The 12,718-nt window shown below is 65.4% G+C and carries 12 protein-coding genes; 5 read left to right on the top strand and 7 right to left on the bottom strand.

From position 1 onward, the window contains the following. Window positions 1-64: 64 nt before the first annotated feature. Window positions 65-475 (top strand): PH domain-containing protein, encoded by a 411-nt coding sequence (locus BH683_RS20645; RefSeq protein ID WP_210405246.1) that lies wholly within the window; start codon window positions 65-67, stop codon window positions 473-475. Further along, window positions 472-2,040 carry a PH domain-containing protein gene (locus BH683_RS20640; protein WP_084838131.1) on the top strand — a complete coding sequence of 523 codons (1,569 nt, stop codon included), beginning with the start codon at window positions 472-474 and terminating at the stop codon, window positions 2,038-2,040. Before BH683_RS20645 ends, BH683_RS20640 begins: the two co-directional genes overlap by 4 nt. Here the strand turns inward: BH683_RS20640 and BH683_RS20635 are convergent. Both BH683_RS20635 and BH683_RS20630 read right to left on the bottom strand, forming a co-directional pair. Next, window positions 2,033-2,917, bottom strand: coding sequence for an AraC family transcriptional regulator (locus tag BH683_RS20635; protein WP_084838225.1), 885 nt, complete (start codon window positions 2,915-2,917; stop codon window positions 2,033-2,035). The genes BH683_RS20640 and BH683_RS20635 overlap by 8 nt on opposite strands. Window positions 2,918-2,972: 55 nt before the next feature. Beyond that, window positions 2,973-3,821 carry an HAD family hydrolase gene (locus BH683_RS20630; RefSeq protein ID WP_246833499.1) on the bottom strand — a complete coding sequence of 283 codons (849 nt, stop codon included), beginning with the start codon at window positions 3,819-3,821 and terminating at the stop codon, window positions 2,973-2,975. Between the two features lie 127 nt (window positions 3,822-3,948). Here BH683_RS20630 and BH683_RS20625 point away from each other — a divergent pair, with 127 nt between their 5' ends. Both BH683_RS20625 and BH683_RS20620 read left to right on the top strand, forming a co-directional pair. Then, window positions 3,949-4,902 carry a sterol desaturase family protein gene (locus BH683_RS20625; protein ID WP_084838129.1) on the top strand — a complete coding sequence of 318 codons (954 nt, stop codon included), beginning with the start codon at window positions 3,949-3,951 and terminating at the stop codon, window positions 4,900-4,902. 36 nt (window positions 4,903-4,938) lie between these two features. Next, complete coding sequence (locus BH683_RS20620; RefSeq protein ID WP_084838224.1) at window positions 4,939-5,709, top strand: antibiotic biosynthesis monooxygenase; 771 nt, start codon at window positions 4,939-4,941, stop codon at window positions 5,707-5,709. 29 nt (window positions 5,710-5,738) lie between these two features. On the opposite strand, the gene poxB is transcribed toward BH683_RS20620, so the two are convergent. Next, complete coding sequence (gene poxB, locus BH683_RS20615) at window positions 5,739-7,472, bottom strand: ubiquinone-dependent pyruvate dehydrogenase (protein ID WP_084838128.1); 1,734 nt, start codon at window positions 7,470-7,472, stop codon at window positions 5,739-5,741. 107 nt (window positions 7,473-7,579) lie between these two features. Here poxB and BH683_RS20610 point away from each other — a divergent pair, with 107 nt between their 5' ends. Continuing rightward, window positions 7,580-9,088, top strand: a complete 1,509-nt coding sequence (locus tag BH683_RS20610; protein ID WP_084838222.1) for an ATP-dependent DNA ligase — start codon at window positions 7,580-7,582, stop codon at window positions 9,086-9,088. On the opposite strand, the gene BH683_RS20605 is transcribed toward BH683_RS20610, so the two are convergent. The 4 genes from BH683_RS20605 to BH683_RS20590 all read right to left on the bottom strand — a co-directional run bounded on the left by BH683_RS20605 (window position 9,077) and on the right by BH683_RS20590 (window position 12,684). Beyond that, window positions 9,077-9,718, bottom strand: a complete 642-nt coding sequence (locus BH683_RS20605; protein WP_084838223.1) for an NAD(P)H-dependent oxidoreductase — start codon at window positions 9,716-9,718, stop codon at window positions 9,077-9,079. The two genes, BH683_RS20610 and BH683_RS20605, sit on opposite strands and share 12 nt — an antisense overlap. 21 nt (window positions 9,719-9,739) lie before the next feature. After that, window positions 9,740-10,954, bottom strand: coding sequence for a multidrug effflux MFS transporter (locus tag BH683_RS20600; RefSeq protein ID WP_246833498.1), 1,215 nt, complete (start codon window positions 10,952-10,954; stop codon window positions 9,740-9,742). Window positions 10,955-11,051: 97 nt separating this feature from the next. After that, window positions 11,052-11,804: a dienelactone hydrolase family protein gene (locus BH683_RS20595; protein WP_084838221.1), complete on the bottom strand. Its 753-nt coding sequence runs from the start codon at window positions 11,802-11,804 to the stop codon at window positions 11,052-11,054. A 43-nt stretch (window positions 11,805-11,847) separates the two neighbouring features. Beyond that, window positions 11,848-12,684, bottom strand: coding sequence for an alpha/beta hydrolase (locus BH683_RS20590; RefSeq protein ID WP_246833497.1), 837 nt, complete (start codon window positions 12,682-12,684; stop codon window positions 11,848-11,850). Between the last annotated feature and the right edge of the window lie 34 nt (window positions 12,685-12,718).

Here is a 12,718-nt window from a genome sequence, read left to right as displayed (position 1 = left end):
CAGGCCACCACGAAATCGGATCGACCCGCGGTCACGCTGGTATTGGCTCCTCGAGTGTCTGTTCGTGTTGACGATCACGGTGGCCGCGCTGGTCGCTCCGGCCATCATCTGGTCGGGTGTCCGCTCGGGTTTTCTGATCGCCGCCGCGATCGCCGGTCTGACTCTGCTCGGGTGGACGGTGACCATGCCGTTCCTGCGTTATCGGGTCCATCGGTGGGAAGCCAGTGGTACCGCCGTGTATGCGAAGACCGGATGGTTGTCCCGAGAGTGGAAGGTGGCGCCGCTCTCACGCATCCAGTCCGTCGAAGCCAAACGAAATCCGCTGCACCAAATGCTGGGTTTGGCGCAGGTCTCGGTCACCACGGCATCAGCACACGGCGAGATCGTCATCCAAGGCCTGGACCAGGCGGTTGCCGACGACCTCGTGGCCGAACTGACCGTGGCGACGGAGAGCACAGTCGGGGACGCGACGTGAGCGACGATCCCTCCGCGGGGTCGCTCGTTTCCCTGGACAACCTGCCCTCAGGCGTTCCGTGGCAGCGGCTCGACAGCCGGATGATCGGCGCCGCGCTGACCCGGATGCTGGTCATGGTCGGTCCGGTGGCTTTTGCATGGGTCTTTCTGGGACAGCGGGATTCGTCGGTGTCGGGAACTCTCGTCGCATTGACGGTGGTGGCCATCGCCGTACCGTGCTTCTACATCCTGCAATACGTCAGGTTTCGGTACCGGATCACCGGAACCGAACTGCAGATCACCTCAGGGCTGTTCGTCCGACGCGTCCGTAGGGTCCCGCTGCACCGGATCAGGACGGTCGACATCACCGCGAAACCGATTCTGCGGCTCTTTTCCCTGGCGATCGTGACCATCGGCACCGGACAGCAGGTGGGGGCCGGTGACTCGGGTCTGCAGCTCGATGCGGTGCGCAAGCCGGTTGCCGCTTCGCTGCGGGCCGAACTGCTTGCCGCAGCCGGAAGCCATCGCGACACCGGGTCGGTCGAGGACTCACGAGACCTACCCCAGAGTGGGCTGGAGGTGTTGTCGCCGCCCGCGGTACTCCGGATCCGATGGGCCTGGATGCTCTATGCGATCGTCGGAGTGTGGTCGGTGGTTGCACCCACAGCGATCTTCGGGTTCGTCTATCAGGGCATGCAGTTTCTCGGCCGCAGCCCCGATACGTACGTCGGGTGGTACTTCTCCGAGTATCTGGACCGCGTCTCCTGGGGGCTGTGGCTGCTCACCACGGTCGGTTGCTTCGTCCTGGTCGGCATCGTCGGCGCGGCAGCGGTGTTCGTCGAATCCTGGTGGAGCTACACCCTTGTGCATGAGCAGCGCGGTCGGTTCGTCGCGACGCGGGGTCTGTTCACAACTCGTTCCTTCACCGTCGATCAATCCCGGCTGCGGGGCGTGACCATAGCGGAGGCCCTGACCACCAGGGTGTTGCGCGGTGCGCGGTTGCTGCCCATTCTCACCGGCGTCAGCGCCGATCAGCAGAACAAGGAATCGGGGGTGCTGGTGCCGACGACCACCCGCGACATTCCGGTGTCCCTGGCGAACACACTGCTGGGCGAGACCGTACTCTCCGCGGACAGGCTCCGAACAGGCTGGCTGCACCGGCATCCCGCGGCGGCCCTGCGGCGCATCCTGTTCCACTACGAGTCTGCGGTGGTGCTCGGGGCAGCGGGGCTCGGGGCCGCAGTGTGGTTCTGGCACTTGCCGATCGCCCTGCTGGCGATCCCGGTCCTGGCAGCTGTGCTTATGATCCCGGCGGCGCTCGGCAACTATAGCGGCCTGGGGCATCGGATCGAAGACGGTTACCTGTTCAGTCGGCGAGGATACTTCCTCCGCCGGTTCGACGCCGTTCAGCTGCGCGGGGTCAGCGGGGCGTCCGTGCAGCAGTCGATCTTTCAGCGCAGGCTCGGCCTGGCGACCGTCACGGCGACCACGGCATCGGGGGAGAAGGCCTACTACGTGGTCGACGTCGGGGTCGGCGAGGCAACCGAACTCGCCGCCGCGCTCGGTGGCCGCGCGTTCCTCAGCTGATCGCCGCCGGACTGCGGTCGTCAGCCGGCTCGATCGGCAACCACAGTTCGCCGACACCGGTCTGGTTGTCGTCCGACAACTGGACACGAACGATCTCCGGGCCTTCGACGAGTCGAAAAGGGTTGGCCGGAAGCCACTCCGAGTACGCCGCCGGCCAGAGCTGCTGAAGCGACTCCGGCAGAGGGCCTGACGATTCGAAGACCACCCACAGTCCGGCGGCGACCTGGAGGGAGTCGAGGCCCTCAGGGACAGGCCGCGAGGTGGCCACCGCGTGGTAGTAGTCGATTTCCGTGCCCTCGGCCCGTGTTTCATCGAAGTCAGTGCACACGGCGAGTGTTCCGGCGGGGTCCTGATCGCTCAGCTCGGCGAGGAGGTGATCGACATCGGCGGGGAAGTTGCGCTCGAAGTCGATGATCGCCGGGTTGGGGCCGGTGAACACCAGCGGCACCCGGATTCGCGAGCCGACCAGGCGGAAGGCGTCCTTCTGGACAAGGCGGTAGTGCATGTCGTTGCTCCCTTCGATGGTGAGGTGAAATGAAAGGCGGGGCTGCGAGCGCAGACGCGCGCCCGGTCGTCGTGCTTCGGCCGGGCCGACACCGTGCATGCGCTTGAAGGCCCGGGTGAAGGCGTCGGCCGAGGTGTAGTCGTAACGGGTGGCGATGTCGATGAGGTGTTCCTCGCCGGCGATCACAGCTGCGGCCGCCACGGTCAGCCGCCGCCTGCGGATGTAGTCCGACAACGACATACCGGCGAGCGCTGAGAACACCCGTCTGAAGTGATACTCCGACGTCAGTGCCAGGCGGGCGAGCTCTGGCACGTCGATCGAGCCGTCGAGATTGTCCTCGATGGCGTCCATTGCACGGTTCCAACGTTCCATGCGCATCACGCTAAGAGATCCGGCGGTCCCGATGTCCGATGATCGGTGCCCGGAACTATCGGGTGTGACCCGCCGGCCGCTCCACCTCGGCGGTGGCTGCGATCAGTGACTCGAGGTACGTGGCGACACCGTCGTCGTCGTTGCTGGGCAAGACGTGGTCGGCGACGGCGAGTGCGTCGACACTGGCGTTGGCCGGACACAGGGCCTGCCCAGCCCAGGAGAGCATCGGCAGGTCGTTGATTGCGTCGCCGCACGCCGCGACCTCGGAGCGGTCTATGTCCCAGCGAGCACACAGTCGGGCCAGAGCAGTTGCCTTGGAGACGCCGAGCGCCGCCATCTCGAGATAGGGCGCGCCCGAGTGGGTCGGCGTCACCTCCGGCATGCCCGCCGCCTGAACGCGGCGGAACAGGACCTCGCTCGCGATGTCGGGATGCCTGGCGACGATCTTCACGATTGGCTCGTCGTCGAGCGATGCCGCATCGGAACGCTCCATCGTCGCCGGGTCGCGATGGTGATCGGTGAACACACACAGGGCGGCATACCCGTGGTCGGCGACGAACCTCGTCGGGCCGACGGTGGCGAACACCGTGCCGGGGACGAGTTCGCGCACTCGTTCGGTCGCGGCCCGGGCGACGTCGGCCGTGAGTGCTTGTATGTCAACGATATTGGGCGTGCCGTCGGCAAGGTCGATGAGAACCGCGCCGTTGGCGGCGACAGCGATCCCGCGGAACCCGCAGGTGGTGGCCAGGGCGTGCACCGAATGTTTCGCTCGGGCGGTCGCCCAGACCACGATGATCCCTGCGTCGGCGGCCGCGGCCATGGAAGCAGCCGATCGGGGACTGACCGCGCGGGCGGAGTTGAGGAGGGTCCCGTCGAGGTCTGTGGCAACCAGGCGAATGTTCACGTCGTCCATGGTGCCAAGGCGTGGCGGCCGATGGTGGTACGCTCTCGTACCAACGCTGGGTTACAGAAGTGATCACGGTGTAACGTAGTCAAGGCGGGTCGGGGCTGACCTGCGAGAAGGAGTTGGCGTGGACGGTGTCGTGGCGCTTTTCGACGCATTGCCGCAGCCTCTGCGGGATCCCGTCGCGCTGGCCATTCCTTTCTTCGTCCTGCTTTTCGTCATCGAGTCGGTGGCCGCCAGGGTTCTCGAACACCGGGAGAACGCAGACCCGGGTGGCGACCCCGTGCGACCACGGCCGGGTGCCTATCGCGCTGCGGATGCCCGGGCCAGTATCTCCATGGGACTGGTCTCCATCGCCACGATGGCGGTGTGGAAAGGCCTTGCGTTGCTCGGCTACGCAGCGCTGTTCGCCTATGTGGCGCCCTGGCAGTTGCCTGCCGACCGGTGGTACACCTGGGTCATCGCCTTGGTCGGGGTGGATGTGTTGTTCTACGTCTATCACCGCACAGCACACCGGGTCCGATTGATCTGGGCAACCCATCAGGCCCATCACTCCAGCGAATACTTCAACTTCTCCACTGCTCTGCGGCAGAAGTGGAACAACAGCGGCGAGATCCTCATGTGGCTACCGTTGCCGCTGCTCGGAGTTCCGCCGTGGATGGTGTTCTTCGCGTTCTCGCTCAGCCTCGTCTACCAGTTCTGGATTCACACCGAACGCATCGGGCGTCTCCCTCGGCCCTTCGAGTTCGTCTTCAACACACCGTCGCATCACCGGGTCCACCACGGCCGCGACCAGGACTATCTCGACAAGAACTACGGCGGGATCCTGATCATCTGGGATCGAATCTTCGGATCATTCCAGAAGGAGCTGCAGCGCCCGACCTATGGCCTGACAAAGCCCGTCGACACGTTCAACATCTGGCGACTCGAGACGCGCGAATATGTGGCGATCGCTGCAGACGTCCGCAGATCACGATCGCTGAAGGACAAGCTCGGCTTCATCTTCGGCCCGCCGGGCTGGCGGCCGCAGGGCCGGGTCAGCGGGGTCGACGTGACCACCTCATCCGCGTCCGCTCACTGACTCGGGACAGTATCCTCGGTGCAGGAGGCGCTGCCCATGATTGTCGAGTACATCCGATATCGCATTCCCGATTCCGCCGCAACAGCTTTCGAAGACGCGTACCACCGCGCCCAGGAGTGGCTTGCCAGCTCATCACACTGTGTCGACTTCGAGCTGTCACGTGGCGTGGAGGAGTCCGACCGATACATCTTGAGGATTCGCTGGGACTCCCTCGAGGGTCACATCGACGGATTTCGATCGAGCCCTGAGTTTCGGGAATTCTTCTCCGAGATCCGGACGTATGTCGACGTGATCGAGGAGATGTCGCACTACGAGCCGACGAGCGTCGTCGGTGCGGGAGCGGGCACCAGCGCACCACCCACACTCTACGAATGGGCCGGCGGTGAGGCGGCTCTGGAAAAACTGTTCGTACGGTTCTACGAGATCGTCCCCGCCGACGATCTGCTCGGACCTCTGTTCGCCGGGATGGATCCGCATCACGCCCAGCATGTCGCGATGTGGCTCGGCGAGGTCTTCGGTGGCCCGACGGACTACACCGATCACCGGGGCGGCTACGAGAACATGCTCGGCCACCACATCGACAAGTCCATCACGCCGCAACAGCGCCGGCGGTGGGTGACCCTGTTGATCGATGCGGCAGACGAGGTCGGGCTGCCGGACGACGCGGAATTCCGGGCCGCTTTCGTGAGCTATCTCGAGTGGGGCACCCGCCTGGCGATGGAGAACTCACAACCCGGGGCGACACCCGTCCCGCACGCCCCGGTGCCCCGGTGGGGCTGGGGTGTGGCGCCGCCCTGGCAGGGTTGAACCCGCTGCGACTTGTGGGTTTTCGGGGCTCAGTCAAAGAGTCGGCGAAAGACGTTGGTGTCGGCCAGATCCATCAGTTCGTCGCCGCGTCCCGACATGATCGTCCGCAATGCGTAGAGCGTGAATCCCTTTGCCTGAGCGGCGGTCACCGTCGGCGGGATCGACAGCTCCTGACGAGCGGTGACGACGTCGATGAGGGCCGGACCGTCGTGGCCCAGGACGTCCTTGATCGCGGACTCGAGCTGGTCGGGCTCTTCGACCCGGACGGCATGGATGCCCAGCGCCTGCGCGACCTTCGAGAAGTCGGGGTTGTCCAATTCGGTGCCGAAGTTGACGATGCCTGCGGCTTTCATCTCGAGTTCGACGAAGTTCAGCGACGAGTTGTTGAACACCACGATCTTGACGGGCAACTTGTTCTGTCGGATCGTCAGCAGCTCGCCGAGCAGCATGGCCAGTCCACCGTCACCGGAGAACGCGACGACCTGCCGATCGGGGAACGCGGTCTGCGCGCCGATGGCGTGCGGCACCGCGTTTGCCATCGTGCCGTGTGCGAACGACCCGATCAGCCGTCGGCGTCCGTTCATCGTCAGGTATCGGGCGGCCCAGACGACGGGTGAACCCACGTCAGGGATGAAAATAGCGTCGTCCGAAGCATTTTCGTCGACAAGCCGGGCGAGGTATTGGGGATGGATCGGCCGTTTGTTGCCGTCGTTGGTGGCGAGGCCGTCAAGCTCGGTCCGGGCCTTGCGATAGTGCGCCACCGAGCTATGCAGATGACTCGAATCCGAGTGTCTCGTCAGCAGCGGCAGCAACGCATCGATGGTGTCCTTGACGCTGCCGACCAACCCGACGTCGATCGGCGTACGCCGCCCGAGCTGCTCGCCCCGGATGTCGACCTGGATAATCTTCGCCTTGCTGGGGAGGAACTGCTGGTACGGGAAGTCCGTGCCCAGCATCAGGAGGGTGTCGCACTTCTCCATGGCTCGGTAGCCCGATGAGAATCCGAGTAGGCCCGTCATTCCCACGTCGAAGGGATTGTCGTATTCGATGAACTCCTTGCCCCGCAACGCATGGACAACCGGTGCCTGCAGCGTGTCGGCGACGGCCAGCAGCTGCGCGTGGGCATCCTCGACCCCGGCGCCGGCCAGGATGGTCACCTTCTCCGCCGAGTTGAGAACGGCAGCCGCTTCGCGAAGCCCTTCGTCCGTCGGCCGGGTGATGCGGGGTATGCGCCGGATCGGTGCCGAGGGGCGCCGGCCTGAACTCTTCTGCAAGAAGATCTCGCCGGGTATGACCACGACGGCGACGCCGCGCTTCTCGATGGCGGTGCGCATCGCGATCTCAAGAACTCGCGGTAATTGCTCTGGCACACTGACGAGTTCGTTGTAGACGCTGCATTCGTCAAAAAGGTGTTCGGGGTGGGTTTCCTGGAAGTAGGTGCTCCCGATCTCGGACGCCGGTATCTGCGCGGCGATGGCCAGGACCGGCACCCGACTGCGGTTGGCATCGAACAGGCCGTTGATGAGGTGCAGGTTGCCCGGACCGCAACTACCCGCACAGACGGCCAGCTCTCCGGTCAGCGCGGCGTCGGCTGCCGCTGCGAACGCCGCGGCCTCCTCGTGCCGGACGTGTTCCCACGTGACGGTGCCCGCCCGCCGAAGGGCATCCGTGAATCCGTTGAGTGAGTCGCCAGGCAGGCCGTAGACCCGTTTGACGCCTGAGGCGTGGATGATGTCGACGATCGTGTCCGCGATGGTGTCCATGTTTCCACCCTAGGTGCCGCGCAACGACGACCGCCCGATGATGTCCGTTTGTGCGGAGATTGTGGCGGAATCGTCTCGGTGTCGGTCCCGGCCGATACCGTGAACGGGTGCTCCTTGCAGATGTCGTGATCACGAGTTCGGCCGTCGGGGCGACGCGTTCGCGAAAGTCGAAGACAGAAGCCATCGCCGATCTCATCCGTGGTGCCAAACCGGCCGATATAGAGCCGGTCGTGGCGTGGCTCGCGGGGGAGACGTTGCAGGGTCGACTCGGGATCGGATGGCGAACCCTGGCCGGTGCCAAGGCCATCGCTGCCGCCGAACCGGCATGGACGATCGCCGAGGTCGACCAGATCCTTTCAGCACTGGCAGAAACGTCGGGTGCGGGGTCGATGGCGCGGCGCAAACAGTTGCTGGCAGACCTGATGTCGAAGGCCACCGTCGACGAGCAGGAATTCTTGATCCGGTTGCTCACCGGCGAGATCCGGCATGGTGCGCTCGAAGGTGTGATGACGGATGCGATAGCCAAGGCCGCCGGTCTGCCCCTCGACGTGGTCCGTCGCGCTTTCATGTTGTCCGGGCGGCTCCCGGCCACGGCCTCCGCCGCGATCGTCGGCGGAGCCGACGCCTTGGCGGACTTCCGGCTCGAAGTCGGACGCCCGGTCCGTCCGATGCTGGCGTCGCCGGCGACGTCACTCGCCGACGCCCACGCCGCGCTCGGAGGGGATGTCAGCGTCGAGTTCAAACTCGACGGCGCGCGAATCCAGGTGCACCGCAATGGCGACGATGTCTCCATCTACACAAGGACGCTGAATGACATCACCGAACGCGTTCCCGAGTTGGTCCAGCTCGTCCGAGCGCTGCCGTGCGATTCCGTTGTCTTGGACGGCGAGACCCTGGCGTTGACCGATTCAGGCAAGCCTCGCCCTTTTCAGGAGACGATGAGTCGCTTCGGCGCGAGCTCGGAGCGTGAGCTCCTCCTGCAGCCGTACTTCTTCGACTGCATTCACTTCGACGGTGTCGACTTGCTCGACGAGCCGCTCTCGCAACGGCTGGTGGCGCTGGACCGGGTGGCGCCTGACCACCGCATTCCCTCGTTGCTGCGGCCGGATCTGGCAGCGACGGAGATGCACCTCGATGACGCCTTGGCAGGCGGACACGAGGGGATCATGATCAAGGCACTCGACTCGGTCTACGCGGCCGGCCGGCGCGGAAAGGCCTGGCAGAAGGTCAAACCCGAGCACACACTTGATCTGATCGTGCTCGGCGCTGAATGGGGCTATGGCAGACGCACCGGGTATCTGTCCAACCTCCATCTCGGTGCCCGCGACCCCGACGGTGGCGAACCGATCATGGTGGGCAAGACCTTCAAGGGCCTCACCGACGAGCTGCTCCGCTGGCAGACCGAGGAATTCCCGAAGCACGAGCGCAACCGAGATGATCACACCGTGTACCTGAACCCGTCGCTCGTCGTCGAGATCGAACTGGACGGAGCGCAGGTCAGCACTCGCTACCCGGGCAAGGTGGCGCTGCGCTTCGCACGGGTCCTGAGGTATCGGCCCGATAAGACCCCGGCTGAGGCGGACACGCTCGATGCCGTCCGCGAACTACTTCACTGAGCGAGCCAGCTCGATCACACGTGCTCGGGTCATCTCGGCACCGGCGGCGGCCTGCTCGGTGAACGGGGCGAGGGGAGCGATTCGCCCCACCAGGGTGAGATCGGCGGTGACGACCTCGACCGTCATACCCAACGCTTTTCCGAAGACCTGAACCAAGGGCGGGACCGTATGGTCGAGTCCCTCGTCTTTCGCACCCGGCCCGTAGGTGAGGCCCCGCGACGAGACGATGACCACCGGCTTGCCCGCGAACGGCTGGTCCGGGGTGTCGAATGGTGCCGTCGTTCCGAGTACGTGGAGGTGATCGATCCACGCCTTGAGGGATGAGGGGATCGACCAGTTGTACATGGGTGCTCCGATCACCAGCACGTCGGCGGCGGCGACCTCGGCGATGAGTTCGTGCTGCCGGGCCTCGGCCTCGGGGCTGGGCGTCTCGGCGGGTGTCCGGAGCCGGGGCGCGTAGTGCAGACCCGCATCGGACAGGTGAGGCACAGGATCGCGATGCAGGTCGCGGTAGACCACCGAGCGATCGGTGCCGGCGGCCAGCCATGTCTGAGCGAACAGGCCGGTGAGGTCACGCGAGGTCGACGATGTCGAGTCGGCGGATGAGTCGATGTGCAGGAGTGTGGGCATGCGAACCATTCTGCCCACGTTTCACGCTGCCGCCGCAGCCAACCTTCGGGCGGACACGGTCCACATCAACAGGACGCCTGCCCCGAGGCCCAGGCAGACGTACAGCCAACCCAGGGGTGCCTGCGAGTTCTCCGGCAGAAAGCCCGCCGTGGCCATCGCGACACTGACGATGAGATAGCACCCCGCGCTGACGATTCCGCCGATCAGCCCCAGGTTCCGCGAGAACAGGCCGAGACCGAGGCCGTACATCTGCGGGCACAGGACACCACACCCGGCGAGTGCGAGGCAGGCACCGAGGGTGATCGCCCACGTACTCGGTCCGATCGTCGCCGCCGAGACAACCAGGACCAGCGCACCCGCGATGAACACCGCCCACGCGCTGAGTGCGAGACGTCGTGGGGTGACTCGGGTCGCCAGGGCACTGCACGCGAGCTCGCCGGCCAGGTTTGCGCCACCGACGATCAGTGCGACGAGTCCGTACGCGGCCGGGGAGAAGTTCAATTGCTCCTGATAAAGGAAGGGCCCGACAACGCCGAAGACCAGTTGGGCGGCGGCCATCAGCCCGAACACCACGATGAGGCTGACAAAGACCCGGTTACGCAGCGCTCCGGCCAGAACGGACCCGGTCGCTTTCGGGTCGATGCGGGTGCGGTTCTCGATGGCAAGCGTCTCAGGCAGCGCCACAGCGACCACCAGTCCGACTACCCCGGCGAGTGCCGCGATCAGCCCGAAGATCGCACGCCACGACATGTACTGCACCAGAACCCCGCCGAGGGCGGGCGCGAGAACAGGAGCCAGACCCCACGCGGCGCCGAGCAGACCGGATATCGACGTCAATCGACCGCCCCGAAAGCAGTCGGCGGCAACGGCATACGAAAGCACCATGCATGCGCACGCACCGATACCCTGCAAGAATCTGAGTCCGAGGAGAACCGGGACACTGCCCGCGAGCGCGCATCCGAGACTCGTCACGACGACGATCGCCAGGCAGCTGAGCAGCACCTTCTTGCGCCCGAACGCGTCCGCGATGACACCGACGGGTATGAGGGCGAGGCTCATGCCGAGCATGTACGCGGTGACGGTGTTCTGCATCATGGCGTTCGACGAATCCAGGTCGACGACCATGTCGGGCAGAGCGGGTGTATAGATGTCGAGCGGAATCTGGCTGAGCGGCACCACCATCAGGAGGATCGCGACGATACCCCGCGACGGGACAGTAGGGGCTGACGCAGTCACTGGCACCACCGGGGGATCGTTTGCGGACATCGCGGTCGACCGCGATCAAACGAAATCCTAAGTGGTCAGCGACCTCCGCGCGTGGCGATCCGTTTTCTCACGGTGTCAGGCTCTCGCGGAACAGTCCTTCCAGCGTTTCGAAATGTCGTTCGGCGGCGTCGGGCCGATAGCTCGCGGTGTCGGCCATGGTGTACCCATGCGGCGCTCCGGGATACACCTCGGAGGTGTACAGCAGTCCTGCGGTGTCGAATGTCTGCTCGAGGATCTCGATCTTGTCCGGCGGCATCGACCGGTCGTTGTCGGCGTGCCCCAGATAGAGGCGAGCGCGGGCGCGTGTCGCGACGACGTGCGGGCTGTCGGGGGAGTCGGTGACCAGATTGCCGCCGTGAAACCCTGCTGCTGCCTTCACATCATCCGGTCGCGAACCTGCAGTGCGCAGTGCCAGGCCGGCGCCCATGCAATAGCCGGTGACACCGATACCGTTGCCGGTCACGTCGGGGAGTTCGAGGAGACGATCCACGTACTGGTGGACATCCGCAGTCGCGAGACCAGATCCGAGTGAACGGATCCGGTCCATCGCCCCGCCCATGAACTGCTCGCGGTACTCGGGGTCGCTCAGGTCGCCCTGTGGGGCCAATTCCTCAGCGCTGCCGTGCCTGTAGAACGCATTGGGGACCATGACGACGAATCCCCACCCGGCGATCCGGTCGGCCATCTCGAACAGGCGCGGTCGCAAACCCAACGCATCCATGTAGAACAGGACACCGGGACGAGCGCTGTCATCCGGGCGGGTTACATACGCTTCCGCGACACCGTGACCGGCCTCGATTTCGATGGTGCTGCTCAACATGAACACCAACGCTACCGCCACGGCCGACGCCGTCGACGACGGGTCACACCGTGTCGGTCCGGACTCCCGGCGCAGTCCAGAATGCGGTGATGGCCGCGGCGGTCTCGACCGGCTGCTCGATGGCCGGGATGACCCGCGCGCCCGCGATCGTCACCTCGCGGGCGTCGACCATCCGTTCGGCGACGGCCCGCGCTTGGTCCGGTGTCCACTCTCCGCGGTCGTCGGTGGTCACGAAGAGCGTGGGGCAGGTGATCTGCTGCGCCGCCCACGTGAGGTCGGTTCGATTGAGGATGGCGGTCTCGATGGCCCGGACCATGGCGGCACTCGACGTCCGGCGCATGGAATCTGTCAGCAGACCAAGCGCTTCCGGATCGTTGGCTCGAGTGTGATCGGTGAACAAGGTGTCTTCGATCGCCCTGCGAGGTAGACCCCGGGGGCCGAACAGGCGATACAGCGGGACCAGGGTTCGAACCTTGCGGCGCAGTCCGGAGTCGATGGGATGTGTCGGCGCGCTGATGGCGACCAGACTTCGGATCGCGGTGTCCGGTGTTGCCGCGAGCCGCATTCCCACGTGGCCACCCCAGGCATTGCCGACCCAGTCCACGCTCGGTACGTCGAGGGCGGCGAGCAGATCGGTGGCCGCGGCGGCGCAACCGGCGATGTCGGTGGCCCGGGCGAGTGCGTCGCTGCGTCCCGCCGATGGTGCGTCGACCAGATACAGGGTGCGGTGGTGGGCCAATTCGCCGGCAACACGGTCCCAGCTCGTCGAGTCGACGAACATGCTGTGCCACAGAACGGCTGGGGGTCCGCTGCCGACCACTCGAACATGGAGAGTGCCGAGGGAGGTCGGGATACGTAGGGCCCTGTCGGTGGTGGTCATGGCGGTCACTTTCTGTCGGCGGTAGATTTGAACT

It is taken from the genome of Williamsia sp. 1138 (assembly GCF_002095435.2).
Lineage (GTDB): Bacteria > Actinomycetota > Actinomycetes > Mycobacteriales > Mycobacteriaceae > Williamsia.
This window is presented reverse-complemented; position numbering and strand designations above follow the sequence as displayed.

Excerpts from the sequence above, each read along its gene's own strand:
- BH683_RS20590 (WP_246833497.1), bottom strand. The coding sequence starts at position 12,684 with ATGACCACCACCGACAGGGCCCTACGTATCCCGACCTCCCTCGGCACT.
- BH683_RS20605 (WP_084838223.1), bottom strand. The coding sequence starts at position 9,718 with ATGCCCACACTCCTGCACATCGACTCATCCGCCGACTCGACATCGTCG.
- BH683_RS20595 (WP_084838221.1), bottom strand. The coding sequence starts at position 11,804 with ATGTTGAGCAGCACCATCGAAATCGAGGCCGGTCACGGTGTCGCGGAA.
- BH683_RS20635 (WP_084838225.1), bottom strand. The coding sequence starts at position 2,917 with ATGGAACGTTGGAACCGTGCAATGGACGCCATCGAGGACAATCTCGAC.
- BH683_RS20620 (WP_084838224.1), top strand. The coding sequence starts at position 4,939 with ATGATTGTCGAGTACATCCGATATCGCATTCCCGATTCCGCCGCAACA.
- poxB (WP_084838128.1), bottom strand. The coding sequence starts at position 7,472 with ATGGACACCATCGCGGACACGATCGTCGACATCATCCACGCCTCAGGC.